The organism is Epilithonimonas hungarica (genome assembly GCF_900102265.1).
Classification (GTDB): domain Bacteria; phylum Bacteroidota; class Bacteroidia; order Flavobacteriales; family Weeksellaceae; genus Epilithonimonas; species Epilithonimonas hungarica.
Map to the genome: position 1 here is coordinate 516,260 of NZ_FNBH01000003.1, position 24,922 is coordinate 541,181.

At 38.3% G+C, this 24,922-nt stretch carries 17 protein-coding genes; 1 reads left to right on the forward strand and 16 read right to left on the reverse strand.

Going from position 1 to position 24,922, the window contains the following annotated elements:
- Nucleotides 1-94 precede the first annotated feature (94 nt).
- The 9 genes from BLT30_RS14210 to BLT30_RS14250 form a co-directional block, all read right to left on the reverse strand.
- Nucleotides 95-1,048 carry a transketolase family protein gene (locus BLT30_RS14210; protein WP_089874191.1) on the reverse strand — a complete coding sequence of 318 codons (954 nt, stop codon included), beginning with the start codon at nt 1,046-1,048 and terminating at the stop codon, nt 95-97.
- A 249-nt stretch (nt 1,049-1,297) separates the two neighbouring features.
- Entirely contained in the window at nt 1,298-2,146 is an 849-nt protein-coding gene (locus BLT30_RS14215; RefSeq protein ID WP_089874192.1) for a transketolase, read from the reverse strand.
- A gap of 3 nt (nt 2,147-2,149) precedes the next feature.
- A complete protein-coding gene (gene fsa / locus BLT30_RS14220; RefSeq protein WP_089874193.1) occupies nt 2,150-2,803 on the reverse strand; it encodes a fructose-6-phosphate aldolase in 654 nt (217 codons plus the stop codon).
- A 156-nt stretch (nt 2,804-2,959) separates the two neighbouring features.
- Complete coding sequence (locus tag BLT30_RS14225; protein WP_089874194.1) at nt 2,960-4,993, reverse strand: alpha-glucuronidase; 2,034 nt, start codon at nt 4,991-4,993, stop codon at nt 2,960-2,962.
- 199 nt (nt 4,994-5,192) lie between these two features.
- Nucleotides 5,193-6,161 carry a glycoside hydrolase family 43 protein gene (locus tag BLT30_RS14230; protein ID WP_089874195.1) on the reverse strand — a complete coding sequence of 323 codons (969 nt, stop codon included), beginning with the start codon at nt 6,159-6,161 and terminating at the stop codon, nt 5,193-5,195.
- 202 nt (nt 6,162-6,363) lie between these two features.
- Nucleotides 6,364-7,485, reverse strand: coding sequence for an endo-1,4-beta-xylanase (locus tag BLT30_RS14235; protein WP_089874196.1), 1,122 nt, complete (start codon nt 7,483-7,485; stop codon nt 6,364-6,366).
- A 274-nt stretch (nt 7,486-7,759) separates the two neighbouring features.
- Nucleotides 7,760-9,214, reverse strand: coding sequence for an MFS transporter (locus tag BLT30_RS14240; protein WP_089874197.1), 1,455 nt, complete (start codon nt 9,212-9,214; stop codon nt 7,760-7,762).
- 33 nt (nt 9,215-9,247) lie between these two features.
- Complete coding sequence (locus tag BLT30_RS14245; RefSeq protein ID WP_089874198.1) at nt 9,248-11,158, reverse strand: sialate O-acetylesterase; 1,911 nt, start codon at nt 11,156-11,158, stop codon at nt 9,248-9,250.
- Between the two features lie 292 nt (nt 11,159-11,450).
- Nucleotides 11,451-13,820, reverse strand: coding sequence for a glycoside hydrolase family 127 protein (locus tag BLT30_RS14250; RefSeq protein WP_089874199.1), 2,370 nt, complete (start codon nt 13,818-13,820; stop codon nt 11,451-11,453).
- A 519-nt stretch (nt 13,821-14,339) separates the two neighbouring features.
- Here BLT30_RS14250 and BLT30_RS14255 point away from each other — a divergent pair.
- The gene (locus BLT30_RS14255; RefSeq protein WP_089874200.1) at nt 14,340-15,026 is read left to right on the forward strand and encodes an NUDIX hydrolase; all 687 of its coding nucleotides are present in this window, start codon (nt 14,340-14,342) and stop codon (nt 15,024-15,026) included.
- 2 nt (nt 15,027-15,028) lie between these two features.
- Here the strand turns inward: BLT30_RS14255 and BLT30_RS14260 are convergent, their stop codons facing one another.
- From BLT30_RS14260 to BLT30_RS14290, 7 genes are all read right to left on the reverse strand, one after another.
- Entirely contained in the window at nt 15,029-16,936 is a 1,908-nt protein-coding gene (locus tag BLT30_RS14260) for a DUF294 nucleotidyltransferase-like domain-containing protein (protein WP_089874201.1), read from the reverse strand.
- Between the two features lie 5 nt (nt 16,937-16,941).
- Complete coding sequence (locus BLT30_RS14265) at nt 16,942-17,586, reverse strand: 3'-5' exonuclease (RefSeq protein ID WP_089874202.1); 645 nt, start codon at nt 17,584-17,586, stop codon at nt 16,942-16,944.
- An 88-nt stretch (nt 17,587-17,674) separates the two neighbouring features.
- Nucleotides 17,675-19,402: a sodium:solute symporter family transporter gene (locus BLT30_RS14270; protein ID WP_089874203.1), complete on the reverse strand. Its 1,728-nt coding sequence runs from the start codon at nt 19,400-19,402 to the stop codon at nt 17,675-17,677.
- A gap of 3 nt (nt 19,403-19,405) precedes the next feature.
- Nucleotides 19,406-20,563, reverse strand: coding sequence for an aldose epimerase family protein (locus BLT30_RS14275; RefSeq protein ID WP_089874204.1), 1,158 nt, complete (start codon nt 20,561-20,563; stop codon nt 19,406-19,408).
- A gap of 21 nt (nt 20,564-20,584) precedes the next feature.
- A complete protein-coding gene (gene araA, locus BLT30_RS14280) occupies nt 20,585-22,081 on the reverse strand; it encodes an L-arabinose isomerase (RefSeq protein WP_089874205.1) in 1,497 nt (498 codons plus the stop codon).
- Between the two features lie 196 nt (nt 22,082-22,277).
- Nucleotides 22,278-22,976 (reverse strand): L-ribulose-5-phosphate 4-epimerase, encoded by a 699-nt coding sequence (locus BLT30_RS14285; RefSeq protein WP_089874206.1) that lies wholly within the window; start codon nt 22,974-22,976, stop codon nt 22,278-22,280.
- Nucleotides 22,977-23,213: 237 nt separating this feature from the next.
- Nucleotides 23,214-24,911 carry a ribulokinase gene (locus BLT30_RS14290; RefSeq protein ID WP_089874207.1) on the reverse strand — a complete coding sequence of 566 codons (1,698 nt, stop codon included), beginning with the start codon at nt 24,909-24,911 and terminating at the stop codon, nt 23,214-23,216.
- Between the last annotated feature and the right edge of the window lie 11 nt (nt 24,912-24,922).

Here is a 24,922-nt window from a genome sequence, read left to right on the forward strand (position 1 = left end):
ACCGCTTAAAATCGGATGCTTGTAGTAGAAATGTCACGCTGAGCTTGTAGAAGCATTTATGTATTTTTACTAATAATCGATATTTAAAAATTAATTATTTCCTTTTCATCACTTTTTTTACGGCTTCTACAATGTCATTGGCGGTCAATCCATATTTTTCCATCAGTTGGTCGGGTGTTCCGCTTTCTCCGAAGCTGTCGTTTACAGCTACATATTCCTGAGGTGCAAGATATTCTGTAATCAAAAGTTGAGCAACGCTGTCGCCTAAACCGCCTAATCTGTTGTGTTCTTCGGCAGTTACAACGCAACCTGTTTTCTTTACTGATTTTAAAATTGCTTCAGTATCCAAAGGTTTGATGGTATGAATATTAATAATTTCGGCATCAATTCCCTGCTCTTCCAGGATTTCCCCGGCTTTTATCGCTTCCCAAACCAAATGTCCTGTGGCAATGATGGTCACATCTTTTCCTTCATTGACTATCCAGGCTTTCCCGATTTCAAAAGTTTGATTTTCATCGGTAAAAACAGGAATCACAGGTCTTCCGAAACGCAGGTAAACCGGACCTTCATAATCAGCAATGGCAATCGTTGCCGCTTTGGTCTGGTTATAATCGCAGGTGTTGATGACCGTCATTCCGGGAAGCATTTTCATTAATCCGATGTCTTCCAGAATCTGGTGTGTTGCGCCATCTTCGCCTAAAGTCAATCCGGCGTGGGAAGCACATATTTTCACATTTTTGTCAGAATAAGCTACCGACTGGCGAATCTGGTCGTACACTCTTCCGGTAGAAAAGTTGGCAAAAGTTCCCGTAAACGGAATTTTTCCTTCGATGGCTAATCCTGCCGCAATACCAATCATATTGGCTTCGGCAATTCCAATCTGGAAAAAACGTTCCGGTGCTTTTTCGATGAATTTTTCCATTTTCAAAGAACCGATAAGGTCGGCGCAAAGTGCCACGACATCAGGATTTTTGTCTGCCAGTTCGGCAAGACCGGCTCCGAAACCACTTCGGGTATCTTTTTTTTCTGTGTATGTATATTTTTTCATTTGATTAATCTGTTGATGTTTGTTTTAAACGCAAAGAGCGCAAAGTTTTTTTTGTATTGAGAATATGTTTCGTTCGCAAAGGAATTTAATCATCAGATTTTAGATATTTTTTTTGAACAGCGAATCGCTCGCAGCCCGACTTGAGCGGAAATCCTTTTTTGCCTAGCCATCAAGTTCTATTAAACTGAAAGCGTCTGCAAAAAAGATTGGGAGCGGAAGGCGGATAAAGCTGCCCAAAATATTTAATGCCTAATAATCTCCTAAAGTTTCTTCGAGTTGGTCTAATGCTTTTGCCAGTTGCTCATCGTTAGGTGCTTTTCCGTGCCACGAGTGACTTCCCATCATATAATCGACACCGTGACCCATTCCGGTTTTCAGGAGAATACAAATCGGTTGTCCTTTTCCGGTCAATGATTTTGCTTCGTCCAGAACTTTGAGAATTTCTTCCATATCGTTTCCGTTTTCCACTTCGAGAACTTTCCAGTCGAAAGCTTCGAATTTGGTTTTAAGATTACCCAAAGAAAGCACTTTTGAAGTCGGACCATCAATCTGCTGACCGTTGTAATCGATGGTTGCAATCAAATTATCAACCTTATTGTGAGAGGCATACATTATCCCTTCCCAGTTTTGTCCTTCCTGCAACTCGCCATCACCGTGAAGGGTGAATACTAAATTTTCGTCTTTATTTAATTTTTTACCAACTGCGTGACCAATTGCTACCGACAAACCTTGCCCCAAAGAACCCGATGCAATACGAACTCCAGGAAGATGTTCGTGCGTCGTTGGATGACCTTGCAATCTTGAATTGAGTTTTCTAAAAGTTGCCAGTTCCGATTTATCAAAATAGCCTGCGTGCGCCAAAACGCTGTAAAAAACAGGCGAAATATGACCATTGGAAAGATAAAAAACGTCTTCATCTTTACCTTTCATATCAAATCCTTCTTTTCTTTTCATCGCATCAAAATAAAGTGCGACCAAAAAATCTGCACATCCGAGCGAACCGCCAGGATGACCGGATTGGCAAGCGTGAACCATTCTTACAATATCCCTTCTCACCTGTGAAGCAATATTATTGAGTTTTGAAATATCGTGCTGCATAAATTATTGCATTTTTTGTGAATCTTTGATAAACTGCTCCAATCCTGAATCTGTCAAAGGATGTTTTAACAAGGAAAGAATCGGCTGAATCGGACAAGTCACGACATCGGCGCCAATTTTTGCGCAATTGATGATGTGCATACTGTGTCTTACAGAAGCCGCTAAAATTTCTGTTTCGTAACCATAATTGTCGAAAATAAGACGGATTTCTTCAATAAGATTCAAACTGTCTGTCGAAATATCATCCAGTCTTCCAAGGAACGGAGAAACGTAGCTTGCACCGGCTTTTGCTGCCAAAAGAGCTTGTCCGGCAGAAAAAATCAAGGTGCAATTGGTTTTGATGCCTTTATTGGAAAAATATTTTAAAGCTTTTACACCATCTTTTATCATTGGAATTTTCACAACGATATTTGGATGAATTGCTGCCAGAATTTCGCCTTCTGCAATCATTTCTTCATATGTTGTAGATAATACTTCAGCAGAAATATCGCCGTCTACAATTTCGCAAATGTCTTTGTAATGCTGCAATATAGCTTCTGTTCCGCTGATTCCTTCTTTTGCCATCAAGGACGGATTGGTTGTAACGCCATCCAGAATTCCGAGGTCGTTAGCTTCTCTTATTTGCTCTAAGTCTGCAGTGTCGATAAAAAATTTCATAAGGTTTATGGTTAAATTTATTTAAGTGTTAAAATTACACTTATATATTTATCTATACAATTTTTCTCTAAAATTTTTGATGCAATTAATTTAATAATCTTTATTTTAGAGAAAATTAGAAAGAATATATTCAGTGATTTCTAAGTTGTAATCATCTTAATTATGATGTCCCATATCAAGTTTAATTTTCTTCAAATCTTCCAGTTCGTGAATCGGTCTTTCGATATCATATGGAATCGGCATTTTTGAAAACGTCTGAAAATACAGCAGACAAGCATCTTTCCACCAAACGGCATCTTTTGCCTGAATCTTTAATTTTGATTGAACTTCGGTAAATCTTTCTTCATCAACGTAAGGCTGGATTTTATCCCAAACTTTTTGATATTCACGCACATTTTTCACGCCTGTATCATATTTGTAAGAGAGTTCTTCCCATAACGTTTTTCCGTCTTTCATCTGATAATCCCACGGAATGTGATGAAACCAGAGAATAAGGTTTTCGGGAGTCGTTTTGATATTTCCGTAGATGTCGTTGAGTGGAGGGAAATATTGTGAAACAGCATTGCTTCCCGTTTTGGTTCTGTTAAAACCTAAACCCTGCGTATTTGCCTGATGATAATAAACTGGCGACCAGTCTGCTCTCGTACCTTTATAGTCACCCCACGGTTCCGGTCCGTAATGGTGCATTCCTGCAAAAATATGGTGCAAACCAAGTGGCATCATATAATCTACCGCCGTTTCCCTTGAAGTGAGCATCATTTGTTTTACAGGATTGAGGAATTTTTCGTTGTCAGTGAAGGTCATTTTAATCCATTCGTCGGCAATCTGTTCCGAAGTCAAATCGTGGTTCCAAGCTAAACGTCCGAAAGCATACCAATTGGCCTGTGCAAAATGATGTCCCGTCCAGTTTTTGTCTTCCCCAATGTTTGCAACAGCAGAAATTGCGGTTAATTTTGCAGGTCTTAAAGTTCCGTCTGTAATTTTCGCAATTGTAGAACCTTTTCCGTCAGAATACGTATCACTGTCCAAAGTTTCCTTGAATAAAGGAGCAAGGTAAACCAGATGATTGGCTTGCCCTAAGTATTCCTGAGTAATTTGAAATTCAACCATTTCGGAAGTTTTTTTCAAAGCTCCGAAAAGTGGATTAAACGCTTCACGAGGCTGAAAATCAACAGGTCCGTTTTTAATCTGAACAATCACATTATCTCTGAATTTTCCATCAAGAGGAACAAATTCCAGATAAGCCTGTTTTGCGCGGTCTTCTTTGCTCGGACTGTAAACAAAAGCTCTCCACATCACGATTCCACCATAAGGTTTCAAAACGTCTGCCATCATATTGGCACCGTCTGCGTGGGTTCTTCCGTAATCCTGCGGTCCTGGCTGTCCTTCCGAATTGGCTTTTACCAAAAATCCTCCGAAATCAGGAATTAATTTATAAATTTCGGAAGCTTTGTCTTTCCACCACTTCTGAACATCTTTGTTCAACGGGTCAGAGTTTTCCAATCCGCCCAAAACTTTTGGGGAAGAAAAATTGACTGACAAATAAACTTTGATTCCATAAGGTCTGAAGATGTCTGCGAGAAATTTTACTTTTTCAAGATAGTCTTTGCGGAGCATATTTGGTGAAGCATTCACGTTGTTAAGAACAGTTGCATTGATTCCAATGGATGCATTTGCTCTTGCATACTCTTCGTATCTCGGCGAAATGGTGTTCGGTAAATTTTCCCATTTCCAAAGCGAATGTCCTGCATAACCGCGTTCAATGGTTCCATCCAGATTATCCCAATGGTTGAGAATTCTGACATCATACGATGGCTTTTCGGTAATATTAAGATTTGCCAATGAAGATTTTGTCTGTTGCAAACGTAAAATATGGTAAACCCCGTACAACAATCCGATTTCTTTTTCGGCAGAAATGACCAACTTGTTCTGAACTGATTTTATCTTATAGCCGCCTTTTAGATATTTTAATGACTTATCCGTACGAAGTTCAATTTCCTGACCTTGCCAATGATTCATCAATTCTTTTTTGGCGATATTTAAAGTCGGATTGTTTCCTTTGGAAATAATTTTATCTGTTGAAACTCCATTCTTTGCAGGAAACCGAAGCCAAAGCTGACTTCCGTCTTCTGCGAAAATCGTTAATGGAATCATTAGAAATAATAGGATATACAGTCGTAAATTTTTCATTGAAAACTATTTTCTATAGGTTGTACCTACAATTTATTGATATTGAACCCTCTGGGTTCTGTAGATTTATCTTGCATTTTTCCATAGGTTGCACCTACGGCTATTTACATTGAACCCTTCGGGTTCTTTGGAAACGTTTTATTTTAATAGGATTTCATCCTATCCTTTGTTAAATCGTCCCTTCGGGACTTTTTATAGATTATTCTTCTAAACCTTCAATGGTTTTAATTTTACCATCGTTGTCATATTCAAGTTCGATTACCTTCATACTTCTGAGCCAGGTTTTTCCTTCACTCGGAACAGAATCGTGGAAAAACAGATACCATTTTCCTTTGAATTCAACAATACTGTGATGAGTTGTCCAACCAACGACAGGCGTCAGAATTTCTCCCTGAAAAGTAAATGGGCCGTAAGGATTATCGCCTGTGGCATAACAAATCAAATGCGTGTCGCCGGTAGAATATGAGAAATAATATTTGCTGTTGTATTTATGCATCCAGGACGCTTCGAAAAAGCGGTGTTTGTCACCGTGAAGCAATGGATTTCCGTTTTCATCAAGAATCAGAACGTCTTTCGGCTCTTCTCCAAACTCCAGCATATCATCGCTCAATAAAACAACTTTTGAAGGAATTGCAAGTTCGTAATCATTTGGAATTACTGCAGATTCTAAGGCTTTGTTGTTTCTGTAACGTTGCAATTGTCCGCCCCAGATTCCGCCAAAATACATATAATGTCTTCCGTTTTCTTCAAAAATACAAGGGTCGATGCTGTAACTTCCCAACATCGGATGTTTCTCCGGAATAAATGGTCCGTAAGGTTTGTCACTTACCGCAACACCGATTCTGAAAATATCATTTTTATCTTTTAACGGAAAATACATGTAATATTTCCCATTTTTGAATGCCACATCACAATCCCACAATTGTCTTCCCGACCAAGGAATATCTTTTACCGAAAGGACAACACCGTGGTCTGTGATTTCGCCGTTTTCTACATCATCCAACGAGAAAACGTGATAATCGTTCATATCAAAATGGTCTCCGTTGTCGTTTTCTTCGATGCCGCTTTCACGGTCGTGTGAGGGATAAATGTAGATTTTACCTTCAAAAACGTGTACGGACGGGTCTGCCATATAATCGCTTGGAAATAGATATTTTGATTGTTTCATTGTTATAATTAGAAGTTAGATTTTTAATGAACATAAATATTTTTCTAACCACAAAAGTCACAAAAGAATTGTTATACTTTCAAGCCTTTCAAAAGAGCAAAAAAGGACAATGAATATACAATTAGCTTTTTTGTTCTTATCTGTAGCTTTATTTTGAATAATTGCTTTTGTGCCTTTTGTGGTTTAATTAAAAATTGATATATTATTTTTCTTTTGTTAATTGAATGATTTTTTCTACTACAGGTTTCGCCTGATTATTTCGGTCAAAAAGTAAAGGATAATCGGTTCTGCCTTTTACCGGGAAATCGTTTTTCCAGGATTGAGCATCGGTAGTTCCCCACAAGGTTACTCTTCTGATTTTGTCCTGATGTTTCAGGAATAATCTGAAAAAATCCAAATAACGGTTTTCCCATTCTGTTTTTACATTTTCGGGAAGTCCGGCTGTGTAAGGATTCATTTTTGCTTCATATTCTACCTTATCGGAAACGTTTGCAGAAGTTCCCCAAGGCGAAGGAAGTGCGCTGATTTCCATTTCAGTAACATTTACTTTTACACCGTTTGCTGCGTAGTCAAGAATTGCTTTTTCGTATTCAGCAAGTGTTGGTGTATCAAGACCAACGTGAGTCTGCATTCCTACTCCATCGATTCGGATTCTTCTGGATTTTAAAGTCTGAACCATTTTGCTTACAGTTTTTACTTTTCCGGGATGCCATTCGTTGTAATCGTTGTAGTACAATTCCGCATTCGGGTCTGCATCTTGTGCATATTGAAATGCCAACGGAATAAATTCTTCACCCAAAATTTCGTAAAACTTAGATTTTCTGTAAGTTCCATCTTCCATTATGGCTTCATTGACCACATCCCAACCTTTCACGCGACCTTTGTATCTGGTGACAACAGTGGTAATATGATTTTTCATTCTTTGTTTTAAAACTTCCGGAGAAACATCTTTTCCGTCTTTGTCTACGAAAAACCATTTGGGTAACTGCGAATGCCAAATCAAAGTATGGCCGATGATGAACATTTTATTTTTCTCCCCAAAAGCCACAAATTTATCGGCATCATCAAAAAAGAACTTTCCTTCCTCCGGCTGCAAAAACATCGATTTCATACAGTTTTCGGCAACAATGGAACTGAACTGATTTTTAATAATTTCTACAGACCTTACATCTTTCTCGTAAATCTGTGGAAGACTCATTGCCGTTCCGATATAGAATTTGTTTTTGAATGCGTTTTTTAGGGTATCACCAGAAGTTGCTGTACTTGCCGTTTTACACGAGACAGTCAAGGTTAAAATTCCTAATAATGCTGCTATTTTATTCATAATTATTTTTTTTAATTTAAACGCAAAGCGCGCAAATATTTTTTTGACTACTATGCTTTTTTTAAGTTCGCAAAGGCGTAAACTCAGCGAAGAAATACAAAAAATTCACATAAAATTCATTTTTTAAGTCTTGTTATGGTTTGAGAACTTGACTTTATTTTTAGCAGCGAATTGCTCGCAGCCCGGCTTGAACGGAGCTCTTTTTGTGGAGCGAAGCGGAACAAAAAAGCGGGAGTGGAAGACGGAAATAGCTGCCCAAATTTCTATTATATCCTTAATCTTTCGCTTTTCTTCTTTCTTTAAGGTCGTGCTCGATTTCGATTTCTTTTTTCTTGTTGATTTCGTAGAACATCAGCAATCCGCACGCTAAAAAGAATGGGATTGACGGGAATACGCTGACCAGCATTTTGGCTCCTTCGGAAACAGTTTCCGGCTGTATCACGTTGACTGCACCTTCTGAGGAAATGTACCCGTATTTTCCGATAATTAATGCAACTAATGAACTTCCGATGCTTAAGCCGACTTTTAAACCTACCATCATCGCTGAGAAGATAATTGCTGTTGCACGTCTGTTGTTCTTCCATTCTGAATAATCGGCAACGTCGGCAATCATCGCCCAAAGTAATGGTGTTCCGATTCCGTAGAAGAAACCGTGTAAAATCTGGGATAAAAACATTAATCCGACTGATTTTGGCGGATAAAATATAAATGCTAAAACGAATAGTGTTGAAATAAAAAGTGAAGCGATAAATGCATCTCTTTTGCCATATTTATCTGCAAACTTTTTCGAGAAAGTGATTCCAACAATCATCATAATGATTCCACCTGCATTGAATAACCCGAAACCTGCTGAACGAGGGTCTTCTCCGAAGAAATTCATCCCGATGGAATTGAAGAAATTGGTAATCGGTGATATAAATTGCTGAAGTGAGGTTTCATCTACATAATTGTTAAAATAATACACATACGAACCGCCTTTCATTGCCAATGTAATGAAAATCAACGCAGTAACCGTTAACATAATAATCCATGGCTTGTTTTTCTTTAAATCCTTTAAATCAGCTCCTAAAGTAGATTCCTGCTCCGGCTTTGGAATGACTCTTTCTTTGGTCGTGAGAAAAGTGATGAGCAACATTACCGTTCCTATAATTGCAAGCCAGGTCATTACCACCTCGATTCCGGCTGCTTTGTCACCGTGTCCCGCAGACAAAATAATCGGCAACATAAATACCTGAACGAAAAATTGTGCAAACATAACGGCAACAAAACGGTAAGATGAAATACTGTTTCTTTCGCTCATATCGCCTGTAATAACGCCACTTAGAGCTGCGTAAGGTAAATTATTGGCTGCATAAAGCAATAATAAAACAGAGTAAGTAACTGCCGCATAAATCATTTTTCCTTTGTAAGAAAAATCCGGTGTGCTGAACGCAAAAAGTGCCGCTGCACCCAACGGAATTGCTGTTAATAAAATCCAAGGACGGAATTTCCCCCATTTTGTGCGTGTTCTGTCTGCCAAAGCTCCAACCATCGGGTTGAAAACAAAACCAGCCAATAAGCCGACCGTAAGTGTAATGATGGATGCATCTTCCGGTTTTAATCCGTAAATATCGGTATAAAAATAAGCTAAATAGGTTACAAGCGTCTGGAAAACCAGATTGGCGGCTAAATCTCCTAAACTGTAGCCGATTTTCTCAACGACAGATATTTTTTGAGATGAGTTGTTCATTTTAATAATTTATAATTGATAAATGATAATTAATTATTCTGTAGTAAATGGTGATGCAGGAAGTCCGGTCTTATTTTTAAGGTTTCCGTCGGGATTATCTGCCCAGTCGTATCTTACTGAAACGGGATTTGAAATCGTCTCGTTCCAGACAATGATTTTGTTGCCTTCGATTTTCGCTTTTGCCCATTCATATTTTCCGTCTTTGCCTTTGATGGCGAAGCCTTTCAGTTCTGAAGCGGGTGCAAAATCATCGGTTCCATTTTTAAAGGAAAGGACGATTTTATTTCCTTCAATTTTCATTGACTGATAAACCGGTCCGTCTGCGATGATATTCTTTTTGTCTGCAACTTTCTGTGCCTGCAAAGCCAGTCTGTCTCCGACTGTTTTTTTGTTTAAAGGATGAATGTCGTTCCACTCTCCAATATCGATAATTACAGCCAATCCGGTGTTTGGAACTTTCAGCGAAACCTGACGCTGCTGGTCTCTCAACTCTGCCCAATTGCTTTCGACAGGTTGTGTTTTTGGTTCCATAAAATTGGCTAATTGTACTGTGAAAAAAGGCATCTCTTTCTGATTCCATTTATTTCGCCAATCCAGAATCATTGTGGTCAGCAAATCGCCGTATTCTTTTGGTTTTCCGGTATTGCTTTCGCCTTGATACCAAATGGCGCCTTTGATGCTATAATTGATAAGCGGATTAATCATTGCATTGTACAATCCGGTCGGTTTCCAACGGATAAAAGTAGTTCCCGGAGCCATTTTTTCCATTTTAGCACCGATTTTATATTTCCATTCGGATTTTAAATCTATTTTTTGTCCGTCGATTTCAAGGTAATACGGTTTGTCTGCAATGAACTGTCCTTTTCCGCTCCCGTTGGTAATCCTTACAGCAATGACGTTTTTGCCTTCTTTTAAAACTCCTGCCGGAATATCGTACCAACGCGGCGGATATTCATAGGTTACATTTCCGACTTTTGTTCCGTTGATGTAGGTAACATCAGCATCTTTTATTCTTCCTAAATTTAAAAAAGCGGCTTTTACTGCCTGATTTTTGGTTAAATTAATTTCTTTTCTGAACCAAACCGAACCTTCGAAAGAACCTTCCTTATCTTCCCAGGAACCTGGAATATTCATTGTTTTCCAGTCAGAATCGTTTAGGTCGAAATTTTCCCAATGTTGGTTTAATCCAACATCGCTTTGGTCGAGTTCAGCGTACCACGCTTTGCTTAAGGCCTGTTCGCCGGATTCGGTAGATTTTATCAAATCATCATTTTGCCATTTTTTGGCTTCGTCCAGATATTCAGGGTATTTTTTCAGAGAATTTTCATCCATCCACGCCTGAATTGGCGAACCACCCAAACTTGCGTGGATAATTCCGACGGCAACTTTATTTCTCTCGCTTAATTCTTTTGCGAAAAAATAAGCAACTCCCGAAAAATTAAGAATCGTTTGTGGATTTGTCGCTTCCCATTTTCCGCCATCAAGCTCGGTCTGAGGTGATTTAAAATTATATTTTTGAGGAACCGTAAAAAACCTGATGTTCTGATTATTTGCATTTTTAATTTCGTCAGCATAAAGCGGAGTCAGTCTGCGCATTGGCAACTCCATATTCGATTGTCCTGAAGCTAGCCAGACATCACCGATGAGAATATCCTTCAACGTAATTTCATTGATGGTCATTGTGTAAGGACCTCCGGCTTTTTGCTCGGGAAGTGTGATTTTCCAGTTTCCGGTTTGGTCGGCGGTGGTTTTATAGTTTTTATTGAGGAATTTCACTTCCACTTTTTCTCCTGCATCAGCTTTTCCCCAAACATTCAGTTTTTGGTTACGTTGCAAAACCATTCCGTCTGAAACCAATGCCGGAAGTTTGATTTTGGCTTCAATGAAAATGCAGAATATACAAAGAAGTAAAACCAGAACTTTGGTAAAATTTTTCTTGTTCATATTTATTTTAAATATTTAAATCAGTTTTATATTTTTTAAACGCAGAGTCCGCAAAGATTTTTTATGCAACTAACTCTTTTTAAGGTTCGCAAAGGCACTTCGACAAGCTCAGTATAAACTACAAACTCAGCAACGTTTATTTTTTTCAATTGCGTCGGGCTTTAGCCCGATGTCTGATTATTTTTTTCTAGGCTTTAGCCAAAATCTATTATAAATTTTGGCTAAAGCCTATTATTTTTTATTTCTTTAAGACGGGCTAAAGCCCGCCCCTATTGATATTTATCTTATTATTCTATTTTGGTAATTCTGCCAGCAATCTTACCTCGATAATTTTTGGTGTAGGCGATTTTTCATTTGTATTAAATTTTACATTAAGAATCTCTTTCCTACTTTCAGATTCAGGAATCGGGATTAATAATGATTGTGGAGAACCGCCCATTTTTCCGTCAAAATTTTTAGAAATTGCTTTTGTTCCATTGATTTCTACATTCAAAGTTCGGTTATTGTTGGCATCAAAATAAATAAGATAAAGGTACTTTGCATTCTTATCTTTGTTTCTCATTTGGTAGCTGAACCAGCCTTTTGCCTCACGGAAATGGCGGTCCTCCATATAACCGGTGTTGGAATCTTTGCTGTCGATGAAATGGTCTGATTCCGGTTGCTGCTCTCCTAACTGAATTTTATCAGTTGTGATGTTGTCCAGTTTTCTGATTTCCTCTTCTTCTTTGGCTTTCTGTTTCTGAATCATTTCGATTTTATCCTGATTCGCCTGTGGAAAATAAATAATGTAACGCTCTTCCTGAATTTTATAAAATGGAACCAACTCCAATCCGTTGCTGAACTTGTTCTGAGGATACAATCCTTTTAATCTGAAAGTCAAATCCTTATCATTCACCGTTTCCAAATGGCTTAAAACTGAATCTGAACTTCCCAAAATGGTAGGAATTTCATTCAAAGGAATTTGTGGTCCGTGCGCGATATGTCCGCCTCTGCTGTCATCGGCGAAAAGTCCGTCCTGATTTTCTTTTCCGTATCTCGCAGCCAAAACAATCGGGCCATATTTAAACGCAAAATAGTCCGAATGGTCAGGAAGCTGCTCTGCGGAAAGATGCATCGGCATTTTCATTTGGATAACATCGCCTTTTTTCCATTTTCTTTGGATGGTAAAATAACCTTCAGCATCAACCGGAACATTGATATTTTTACCATTGACTGATATTGTAATTTCAGAAGCATTTGCCCATTCCGGTACTCGTAATTTTAAATTTAAATTTGATTTTGGAGCAACGTCAAAAACTAATTTTGTCGATGGATTTTCAGGGAAATTGTTTTCCTGTCTCAAAACCAATTTCTTTTCTGACCATTTTAAAACGGAAGGAATAAACAGATTCACGTACAAATCTTCATCAGAATATGCATAAATCATTTCACCATATTTGGCGTGATTCTCCATTCCGGAACCTACGCAGCACCAAAAGCTGGTTTCCGGCTGAGAATAAACCCTGTAATGACCGGGACGCATCGGCGTGAAATAGACAAAACCGCCTTTGTCGGGATTTTGCGTTGAAAGAATATGATTGTATAGTGCTTTTTCGTAATAATCTACGTAAGATGATTTTGGATTCGTCGCATACAATTCTTTGGAAAGTTTCAGCATATTATACGTATTGCAGGTTTCGGGACCTTCAATACTTTTAATCATACCGCTGAAATCGTTGATGGGATTAAAATGTTCGCTGACACTGTTTCCACCGATAATCGCTGACCTTTTTTGCGTGACATTCGTCCAAAAAAAATCTGTTGCATTGCTCCATTCTTTATTATTTTCTAAATCTGCAATTCGTTTGAAACCAATGACCTTCGGAATCTGTGTGTTGGCGTGGATTCCTGTGAGTTTATCTTCCTGAATCAATAACGGAGTTAAAATGGCAAGATGAGAAAAACGATGGGCAAGTTTTAGATATTTCGGATTTTTTGTGATGTCGTAAACGTCGGCAAAAACTTCATTCAGACCGCCGTGTTCGCTTCGAAGCATATCCTGAATCTGTTCATCGGAAAGTCCGGAAACTTCATATGCCATCCAATCCGTAAGTTTTATCAGCATTTTCTTTGCCTTATCACTATCCGCATACCAATAGGCATCGCGTAAACCCGAATAAATTTTGTGAATATTATACAAAGGAACCCAGCGGTCATTCAAACCGAAAGTTGCAGCACGAATGTTTCCATCGGCAATCTCTTTCCAGATTTTTTTACCGTTCGGAACGCCTGAAAGATAACCGTTTTCTGAAAGATTCTGGCAACGCTCCAGTTCATCAATCATATAATCCAAACGCTCCTTAACTTTTGGATCGCCTGTGGAAGCATACATCAACGCCAAAGCCGAAATGTAATGACCGCCGATATGACCGTCCAATCCTGTATTTTCCCAATTGGGATAGTTTTCTTTTTTAGGTTTCAATCCTGCTTCTTTTAGATATGGCGCAAGAAGTCGGTCTGCATCCATCGACAGGATATATTTCTCATCGGTCTGCATTGCCTTACTGAAAACACTTTCGGACAGATGAACCTTGTTGAGCGGAAAGTAGCTAACATTTTTCTTTACCTGCCCGAAAGCAAGCGAAGTAAAGCTTAAAAATAATATCAGTGATTTTTTGTTCATTAATAAATGTTATTTCTACATTTCTAAAATAAAAGAAAGTATCTATATGGCAAACAATTTTCATCATTTGGAAATAAATCCTATTGAAAAAGCATTTTTAAGGCAATATAAAAAAGCTTCACCTTATCATAAAAAACAAGATTAGACAAACCATAGAATATCAATTAAATAAATGTAATTTATACATTATCAAAATAGATAGAGTGGGTTTATAAAAAACAATGAAAATTTAAATTTACACTTATCGTATTTTAAATAATATGTCGAATAGATTTTCAACTTAAATCCAAAATAAAATTTTAACACAATTTTAACATTGTGTTCATAAAGGATTCATAGTAATTTTATCAAATAAATTGTTGAAACGATAAATATAATTCCCCAAAACACTTCCTGAAACCAGCAAATCATTAAAAAAATGGTTAAGACAAAAAAATAAAGTGTTTAACATACATTTATTTATTTTTCATATTAAAATCTGTTTCAAAACCTTTAACTTTGTACAAAATCATTTTTTTGATGGAAGAGAATTATCTTAATTATCCCAAACATCTTGTTGCGGTAGACTGCATTATTTTCGGTTTTGATGGAGAAAACCTTAAAATTCTTCTGGTACAAAGAAATTTCGAGCCCAAGAAAGGAGAATGGTCGTTGATGGGCGGATTTGTTGATGATAAAGAAAGTTCTGATCAGGCCGCAAACCGTGTCCTGAATACATTGACCGGACTCGAAAACATCTACCTTGAGCAACTGAATACCTACACCGAAATCGACCGTGAACCGACTGCGAGAATTATGTCAATTTCATACTATGCTTTGATTAATATTCAGGATGATATTCGGATCAATGAAAAATACAGCGCTAAATGGTTTGATTTGAAAGACAGTCCGGACCTTATTTTCGACCACAACGCTATGGTAAAAGATGCCGTCCTGAGACTGAGAAGAAGAGCAACCACAAGACCTATCGGTTTTGAACTGCTTCCTGAAAAATTCACGATGAAAGATCTGCAGAATCTTTACGAAGCGATTTTTGACGAAAAATACGACAAGCGAAATTTTACCAGCAAAATCAATGCTTTAGATGTATTGGTAAAAACCAGCGAAAAAGATATGAGCTCATCTAAAAAAGGGTCTTTTCTTTATACTTTTGACGAGGAAAAATACAATAAAAAAATTGCGGAAGGTTTTATGTTTAAAATTTAAGATTAGAAACTTCCGGTAAATTTCACTTTGATACCGAGCTGAAAATTGGCAATAGTCTTGAAGATTTCGATTAAAGTTACTTGTTCTATTTTGGTCAGTTTGCTGATTTCAATATAATTATCAGGATGTTTTTTGTCAATATTAATTTGATTTGCCTGATTTTTTAAGCGGAGCGCCATCAGATAATAGTAAGACTGATGCATCTCGTTATATTGTTCCTGAGTGAAAATCCCTATTTCTGTAAGCTTTTTCATTCTTTCGCCGGTATTTTCTATTTCCAGATGGTTTTTCAATGCATAAACACGAATCAAATCCACAATTGGAGACATTGCCGTTTTGATATCGAAAACTTCTGATTTTCCGATGGTCTGAGTTTTTATTCTTTTAAAAAAAGTCAAAGGAGGTTCGTATTGCAATGCATTTTTTGCAATATGTGCAAAGAAAATTTGATTGGGTGAAACGAGTTTTTCATTGATAAAAGTTTTCAGCTCACGCACAATATTTTCGTCACCGTAAATAAAACGAAAATCAAAAAAAGTGGAAAATTTCATTGCATTTTCCGGTACAGATTCTTCAATCCATTGGCTGTAATTTCTTTTCCAATGGGAAAGAGAATGTGTCCATTTGGGATTACTTGCCATAAAGCCGCCTTTGCAGTATTCGAAACCAATCGTATTGAGGTCGTCTGAAACTTTTTTGGCAAAATCCAGAAAATATTCCCGCACCATTTCCCTGTATTCATTGGCTTTGTCTTCGTAGATGATTCCGTTATCCTGGTCGGTACTCAGCGTCTGCTCTTTCCTTCCTTCACTTCCGGTGACAATGAAGGCAAATTTTGCAGGTGGTTTTCCAATTTCTTTGATGACTTTTTCTATCACTTTTCCGGTAATGGTGTCGGCAATCGTAGTGATGACCTGACTGGCAATTTCACCGTGCACTCCCCTTCCCAAAAGCTGATTGATAATATCCGGAACCTGATTCCATTTTTTGCGGAGTTCTTCGGTATTTTCTGCCTGCTTTACGGACTGGATAAAAACCAGCGGACTTTGCGCCTGCTCGCTCAGCAAACGGTTTCTGCTCAAAAAACCGACATATTCTTCCTTATTTTTCACTAAAATATACCGTGATTTGGTTTTAAACATCATCAAAACGGCTTCATATAAATAGGCATCGGTAGAAATGCTAACAATCGGATTATCCATCGCTTCCGAGATGGCTATTCTTGAATCCAGACAACGGGCGATGACATTATCTCTTAAAGTAATATCTGTCGCATAACCAATAATCTCGTCACTCCCCGATTTTTTGATAAAAATACAGCTTACTTTATTGGCTGCCATCATTTTAGCAGCTTCAAAGACAGGCGTATTTTCCTCACACGAAACGATGCTCTTGTAAGCAATGCCTTCAATTTTTCTGGAATACAACTGGTCGGCTGCGAAATAACTTTCCTCGAAAGTGGCGGGTGTTTTTACAAAATGAGAAAACTCCTCATCCAACATTTTTTTACCAAAATCTGAAGTGAAATAGTGAAAAAAATCTTCGTAGGCATTACACAATTCGTAAAATTCCTTTCTGGGTAAGGTGTAAACCACGGTTCCTTTTTTGGCTATGGCAGATTTCAATGCACGAACCCTGTTCAGAATAATGGAAATTCCGCCAAAACAATAAGGTTTATGATGTTTGGTTACCGCTCTTTTGTTTTCTGAGGCATCGAAAAAAAAAGTTTCATACTCGCCGGATGCAATAATGCTTACGCCTGTCATCTCCGTCACATCTTGACGATAAATAAGGGTATCTTTAGCAAACTCGGTTTTTGTAAGGTACTCAGAAATTTCTACAAGAACCGTTTCTGGCAAAAGATGGAAAGGTTCTGTTATTTTTAATAACGAAACAACTTTTTCCTGCATAGTTATTATTTCATTTTATTTGTTAAAAATTTCAATTTAGATTCGATTTCGTGATGTATTTTCTGAATTTCATCTTCTGAAATTTCTCCCCTTGAACGAATTTCAAAGAAACATTTTGCCGTCATTTCCGCATCAATCATCGCATCGTGAGAGCGTTCCATTTTTTCATTGAAAAGAAATTCAAAAAGCTGGTTCAAGCGAAGATAATTGACGTTTGGATTCAAATTATAGTCATTACTTTTAAGCATTGTACAGTAAAAATGACTTTGCTGAAAAGGATTTTCCAGATTAGCTCTATAAAAGTCACAGCTCAACGTATCAATATCAAATTCTGTGAAATGTCCAATGATTAACGGTTGATATTTTTGAATATCTGCTGAAAGTTTTTCTAAAACAAAACTTCTTGCTTGTCCGTTTTTGGTTAAAAATTCTTTAGTAATTCCGTGTATTTTGAATGATTTGACACTAATTTTCAAAACGTCAACATCAATGTAGCAATTTTCTCTTTTAATTTCGTTACCGTTTTCATCATAAATAATCCACGAAACCTGAACTGCTGAAGGCCAATTTTCGGTTTCAGAGTAAGGTAAATCCCAGCGTTTCGGGATGCCTGTGGTTTCGGTGTCGATAAAAAGGAGATGTTTTTTCAAAACTTTATTTAAAATTATAAAATCATCAGAATATTTAACAAAAATAGGATGCCAAATGATGACATCCTATTTTTAATTTATTTTAAAATTACCAGAATCTTACGTAAAGTGCGGTCAATAAAAGAACCGTCACTACAATCATAACCAAAGTTCTGTTATCTACTTTAAACATCGTTGCATCAATTGCAAAAGCTTTCGGATTCACTTTCGGACCAGCCAAACTTATCATTACCATTACAGCAACCGTGATAAAGAATGACCATCCCATATTAATCAAAAATGGAATTTCCGTAATCGTGTGAACCACGCCATTCTCTAGTTTTTCATACGTGAAAGCTGTGTACAACCAAGTTTCTTTCCCGAAAATATCTACTGCAAAACTATTGAAGAAAATCGCCAGTAAAAAGCCAAGAAGAACGCCTACTAAAGCTGCTGTTCCTGTTGTTCTCTTCCAAAACATTCCCAAAAGGAACATCGCAAAGACACCCGGACTGATGAATCCTGTATATTTCTGAATAAACGTGAAACCACCTTCTCCTCCGATTCCCAAAACATCCGTCCACGTAAATGCCAAAGCAACAGCCATTGCGATGATAATTGCCCAACGTCCTGTTCTTACCATCTGGATTTCGGTTGCATCGGCTTTCAGGTATTTTTTATAAATATCTAAAGTGAAAATTGTTGAAATACTGTTTACTTTTCCCGCCAATGACGCAACAATTGCCGCCGTCAATGCTGCAACTGCAAGACCTTTAAGCCCTGTTGGTAAAAATCCTAAAATTGCAGAATAAGCACCATCTTTCACTCCATTGAAACCAGGCAAATGTCCTTTTGTATATAAAACATACGCTGCAATTCCCGGAAGCATTACGATAATCGGCATAAATAATTTTAAAAATCCTGCGAATAAAATTCCGGTTCTTGCGGTTTTCAAATCAGCTCCTAAAGCACGTTGCGTGATGTATTGGTTACATCCCCAATAATTGAGATTTACAATCCATTGCCCTGCAAAATACATCGCCAAGCCCGGTAGAACCACATATTTCTGAACATTCAGATTTTCCGGCATTGCCAAAGTTGTGGTAGTTGTCGTTGGTTTATCAAGCATTAATTTGAAATGTTGCGGTGCTTCATTCATCAAAGTCTGAAAACCTGCAAAAGCATTTCCTACAGCCGCACCGTTGATTCTCTGGTCAACAATCTGAAGAGCCATATAAACCGTTGCAAAACCTCCGATAATCAAAACAGCTACCTGAATAACGTCGGTATATCCGATTACTTTCATTCCTCCTAAACCAATCAGTAAAGCCATAAGAAGTAATCCGACCATTATAATATGAAGATTATCTCCACCCAACAATGTATCAATTGCCAAAGCTCCAAGATAAAGAATTGAAGTAAGGTTTACAATTACATACAGAAACAGCCAGAAAACAGCCATAATCAGCGAAACCGATTTGTTGTAACGGGTTTCCAGAAATTGGGGCATTGTATAAATCTTATTTTTAAGATAAATCGGAATGAACCAAACCGCAATGATAATCAATGCAATCGCTGCAATCCATTCGTAAGCTGCCACAGCAATTCCTACGAAAAATCCTTCCCCACTCATCCCGATAAACTGCTCCGCCGAAATGTTGGAAGCAATCAAACTGGCACCAATTGCCCACCAAGTGAGTGAGCCTTCTGCAAGGAAATAATCTTTACTGCCAGTAGCTGCAGATTTTTTTCTGTTGTAAATCCAGATTCCGTAACCGGCTACCACCACAAAATAAACAAGAAATATGATGATATCAATCGTTGCTAAGTTTCCCATAATTTATTTTTTAACTGAGAATTTATAAATCGTTTTAGTCTGATATTTTTGTCCCGGCTTCAGTTCTGTTGAAGGGAAAGAAGGCTGATTCGGAGAATCCGGAAAATGCTGGGTTTCTAAGCAAAAACCTGTTCTGAATTCATTTTTGCCACCTGTTTTGGTATCGAATTTCCCGTCAAGAAAGTTTCCGGAATAGAACTGAACGCCCGGTTCGTCTGTTAAAACTTCCATCACTCTTCCCGATTCAGGATGATACACTTTGGCGATACTTCTCATTCCGCTTCCGTTCAGAATCCAGTTGTGGTCGTAGCCTTTTCCTTTTTTCAGCTGTTCGTCATCAGAATTGATATCTTTTCCAATTGGTTTTGAAACGGTGAAATCAAAAGGACTTCCTTTTACCGCTTTTTCTTCGCCAGTAGGAATTAAAGTTTCATTCACAGGTAAGAATTTATCTGCATTGATTTGCAATTCGTGGTCGGTAATCGTTTTCGTAAAATTCCCTGAAAGGTTGAAGTATGAATGTTGAGTAAGATTAACAACCGTTGCTTTATCTGTTGTAGCTTCGTAAGAAATCTCCAAAGCATTATCGTCTGTCAAAGTATATAAAACAGTGGTCGTCAGTTTTCCGGGATAACCTTCTTCGCCATCTTCACTTGTGTAAGTCAGCTTCAACGTCGGGAATTTCGTATCTTTTACCGTTTCAATATTCCAGAATTTGGTATGAAAACCTTCTTTTCCGCCGTGAAGACTGTTGGGTCCGTCATTTTTATCAATATCGTAAGTTTTACCTTCCAAAGTGAATTTTGCATTGGCAATTCTGTTTCCGTAACGACCAATCAAAGCGCCAAAATAGTAAGGATTACCGTTGAAATAATCTTCCGGTTTTGTGAAGCCTAAAACGACATCTTCATATTTTCCGTTTTTATCGGGAGCTGTGAGTGAGGTGATAATGCCTCCTAAATTGATGACTTCCACCTTCATCCCGTTTTTATTCGTTAAAGTATATTTTTTGATGGAATCGCCTTTCGCTGTTACTCCGTAATCTGAAACCTGTATGTTTTCCATATTCTCTTTTTGAGGCTGATTATTATTTTCTTTTTTATTGCACCCGAAAATACATAAAAGCGCAATAATAATCAGGTTATAAGTTATTTTTTTCATAGTCTGAATGATTTTGCAAGATTAACGATAATAAATTTCATTCCAGCGAAGGGTATTCTTAAAATCACGGATTTTTGTGTCTTCATCGATAACAAGAGATTCAATTCCTGCAATTTCTGCAAAATCTTCCAGCTGCTCTGCACTGATGTTTTCACTGTAACACGTGTGATGCGCTCCACCAGCCAAAATCCAGGCTTCTGCAGCCGTATACAAATCAGGAAGCGGCTTCCAAAGAACTCTTGCCACAGGAAGTTTTGGTAATTCTTCGGTAATTTCCAACGCTTTTGTTTTATTAATTAAAAGCCTGAAATGATTTCCAAAATCCATCAAAGCAGCATTGAGAGAATCAATATTTCCTCTTGAATTGAAAACCAAACGAACCGGATCTGCTTTTCCACCAATTCCCAACGGATGAATTTCACAAGATGGTTTGTCAACCGCCAAAACGGGGTCAACTTCCAGCATATGAGAACCCAAAACGGAAGGGTTTGAAGGATTTAAATGATAAGTATAATCTTCCATAAAGGCATTTCCACCCTCAAGACCTTGTCCCATTGTTTTCATTGCACGAACCAAAGCCGCCGTTTTCCAGTCGCCTTCTCCGGCGAATCCGTATCCTTTTTCCATCAGTCTTTGAACGGCAATTCCCGGAAGCTGTTCCAATCCGTGGAGGTCTTCAAAAGTATCTGAGAAGCCTTTAAAGTTTCCGTCTTTCAGGAATTTCTCTAAACCTAATTCTATTCTTGCTGCCGCTTCAAGAGATTTTCTGTTGCTTCCGCCTGAAAGAAGAGATTCAGCCATTTTGTAAGACGCTTCATATTCTTCCATTAAAGTTTTGATTTCGCCATCACCAATGGAATTGACAACGCTTACCAAATCCCCGATTCCCCAAGTGTTTACCGAAAATCCGAATTTGGTTTCCGCTTCTACTTTATCACCATCGGTTACGGCAACATATCTCATATTATCTCCGAAACGGGCGAACTTCGCACCTTGCCAATCGTCCCAACCTGCTGCAACACGGCTCCAGTCTCCAATTTGTTTCTGAACTCTTTCGTCTGCCCAATGTCCGACAACCACTTTTCGGTTTTTGCGAAGACGGCTTACCATAAATCCGAATTCACGGTCACCGTGTGCCGCCTGATTCAGATTCATAAAATCCATATCCATCGTAGACCACGGAATATCCTGATTGAACTGCGTATGAAGATGCAACATTGGTTTTTGTAAAGCGGTCAAACCACGAATCCACATTTTGGCAGGTGAAAACGTGTGCATCCAGGTTACAATTCCGATACAGTCTTTTGAGAAATTAGCAGCTGTAAGGGTTTCAAAAATTTCTTCCGTAGTTTTTACCGTTGGTTTCAGAACAACTTTTACCGGAATTGATGAAGAAATATTAAGCGCTTCAACAATTTTCTGTGAATGTTCTGCAACCTGCGCTAAGGTTTCAGGTCCGTATAAATGCTGACTTCCTGTGATGAACCAGATTTCTTTTGTATTGAGAAGTGTTAACATATTTTATAAATGATAATTGATTTTATTTTTCCTTGTTCCATAGTTTTCACCTACGGCTACTGATATTGAACCCTTCGGGTTCTGATTGCAATCCAAATATTACGAGATTTTGTCTTGTGATTATTTGAATCTTCTCTTAGGACTTTATTAGTATTGTTAAAAAGCCAATTGCTAATTGCCAAAAGCTAATAGCCGTTTACTGTCCGTAATAGGCATTTTTGCCGTGTTTTCGTTCGTAATGTTTTTTGATGAGTGAATCTTTAAGGCGTGGTGCATTTGGGTTGATTTGTCTTGTTCGATATGCCATCTCTGCAATGGTTTCCAAAACTTTGCTGTTGTAAACGGCTTTATCAGCATTTTTACCCCAAGTAAATGGTCCGTGATTTCCGATAAGTACCATTTCTACTTCTTCGTATGACAATTCTTTTTCTTTGAAGCAATCAAGAATCTGGATTCCTGTATTGTATTCGTAATTTCCTTCGATTAAATCATCACGCATTGGCGGTGCACAGGGAATATCTGTTGTCAGATGGTCTGCGTGAGTCGTCCCGAAAATCGGAATATCCATCTGAGCCTGCGCCCAAGCGACCGAATAAATGGCGTGAGTATGTGAGATTCCGCCAATGTTTTCCCAGTTTTTGTAAAGATAAGCGTGGGTTTTGGTGTCGGAAGATGGTCTTAAGTTTCCTTCAACCACATTGGCATCGTAATCTAAAATCACAATGTCTTCCGGTTTTAAAAGTTCGTAAGGAACACCGCTCGGTTTGATGGCAAAGATTCCTTTTTCACGGTCGACGGCACTTACGTTTCCGAATGTGTAAACGACCAGCTTCAAAGCATCCAACTGCATATTGGCTTCGTAACATTCTCTCTGGAGTTCTTTATAGATGCTCATTTTAGTTTTATTAAATGATTAAAAGATTAAAATAATTTAAAGATTACAGGTTACCTATTTCGGGCTGCATACCTTATTGGTTTAGTTTCAGCATTGAATCTCACGCAGCCCGACCTGAGTGGAGCTCTTTTTGTGTAGCAAAGCGGAACAAAAAAGCGGGAACGGAGGGCGGATAAAGCTGCCATAAAATCTTTGGTTATTAGTTGTTATTTTAAAATTGAATGTGATTTCTATCAACTATAAACTGTCAACAATCAACTTCTTCTTTGATTTGATATTGTTTTCCGTGAAGTCAGCAAGAATCTGATATTGACTCATTAATTCCGCATATTTTTCTACGTGCTCTGTCTGCGGGAAATATTCGGCTTCGAAATCAGAACCCATTTTCTGGCTTGCTTCTTGGACATTGTGATAAACTCCTGCTGCAACGGCTGCGTAAATCGCTGCTCCCAAAGCCGGCGCCTGGTCGGATGCTGCTACTACAATAGGCATATTCAGGACGTTTGCCAAAGTCTGCATAATGAATGGCGATTTTCTGGCAACACCACCAATTCCAATGACTTTTTCGATTTTTACGCCTTCTTCTTCGAAACGGTCAACGATTTTTTTGGAACCGAAACAAATGGCATTCACCAATGCTTTGAAAATATGCGGTGCTTTTGTTCCGAGTGAAAGATTGCTGATAGCTGCTTTCAATTCCTGATTTGCATCGGGCGTTCTGCGTCCGTTCACCCAATCCAATGCGATAGGAACGGCTTCGGAAAGAGGAATTTTTTCGGCTTCCAAAGTCAGATTTCGGATGAGATTGTTTTCTATTTCCTCTTTTAAAAGTTGTTTTTGATTGTCATCGATGATATTAGAATTCATCAGAATATTTTGGGTTGGCCACAGCAGAATGTCTTTGTACCAAGCCAATAAATCTCCGAACGCCGACTGACCTGCCTCCAGACCAATTAGTCCCGGAATGACCGAACCGTTGACCTGTCCGCAAATTCCTTTGACCGTTTTGTCTCCGATAATTTCGTTGGGTGCAACCATAATATCGCAGGTGGAAGTTCCCATAATTCGGATAAGCGTGTTCTCCTCTACTTTTGCGCCGACTGCTCCTGAATGGGCGTCGAAAGTTCCTACGGCAATCACTGTGTTGGTTGTCAAGCCTAGTTTTGCTGCCCATTCTTGATTTAAATTTCCTGCAACCTCATCGGAAGTGTAAGTTTTATCGTACAATCTGTCACGAAGTTCAGCTAAAGACGCGTCTAACTGACCAAGGAAATCTTTTGACGGCAATCCGTTCCACGATTCGTGCCACATCGCTTTGTGACCGGCCGCACAACGGCTTCTTTTGAAAGTTGCCAAATCCTGATGGTCGGAAAGTAGAAATGTGATATAATCACAATGTTCCATCCAACTGTAAGCCTCATTTTTTACATTTTCATCAACTCTGTTGATGTGAAGGATTTTTGCCCAAAACCATTCGGAAGAATAGATTCCACCTTCAAATTTGGTGTAATCTTCGCCTCCCCAATTTCTCGCCAAATGGTTGATTTCTTCTGCTTCATGAATGGATGTATGGTCTTTCCATAAAATCATCATCGCATTGGGGTTTTGTTCGAAACCAGGCGTTAAAGCCAGTGCAATTCCTTCTTTATTTACCGGAAGCGGCGATGAACCAGTGGTATCAATACAGATGCTGACAATACTTTCGGGTGCTACTCCACTTTCTTTGACAACATCGGAAATGGTTTTTTCCAAACCTTCGATATGGTCAAGCGGATGCTGACGGAATTGATTTTGTTCCGGCTGGCAGAATTTTCCTTCTTTCCATCTTTGGTAGTAGCTTACGGATGTTGCGAGCTCGGCTCCGTTTTCTGTATCAATCAGGACTGCACGCACCGAATCCGTACCATAATCTAACCCGATAACATATTTCTTCATTGTTGCGATGA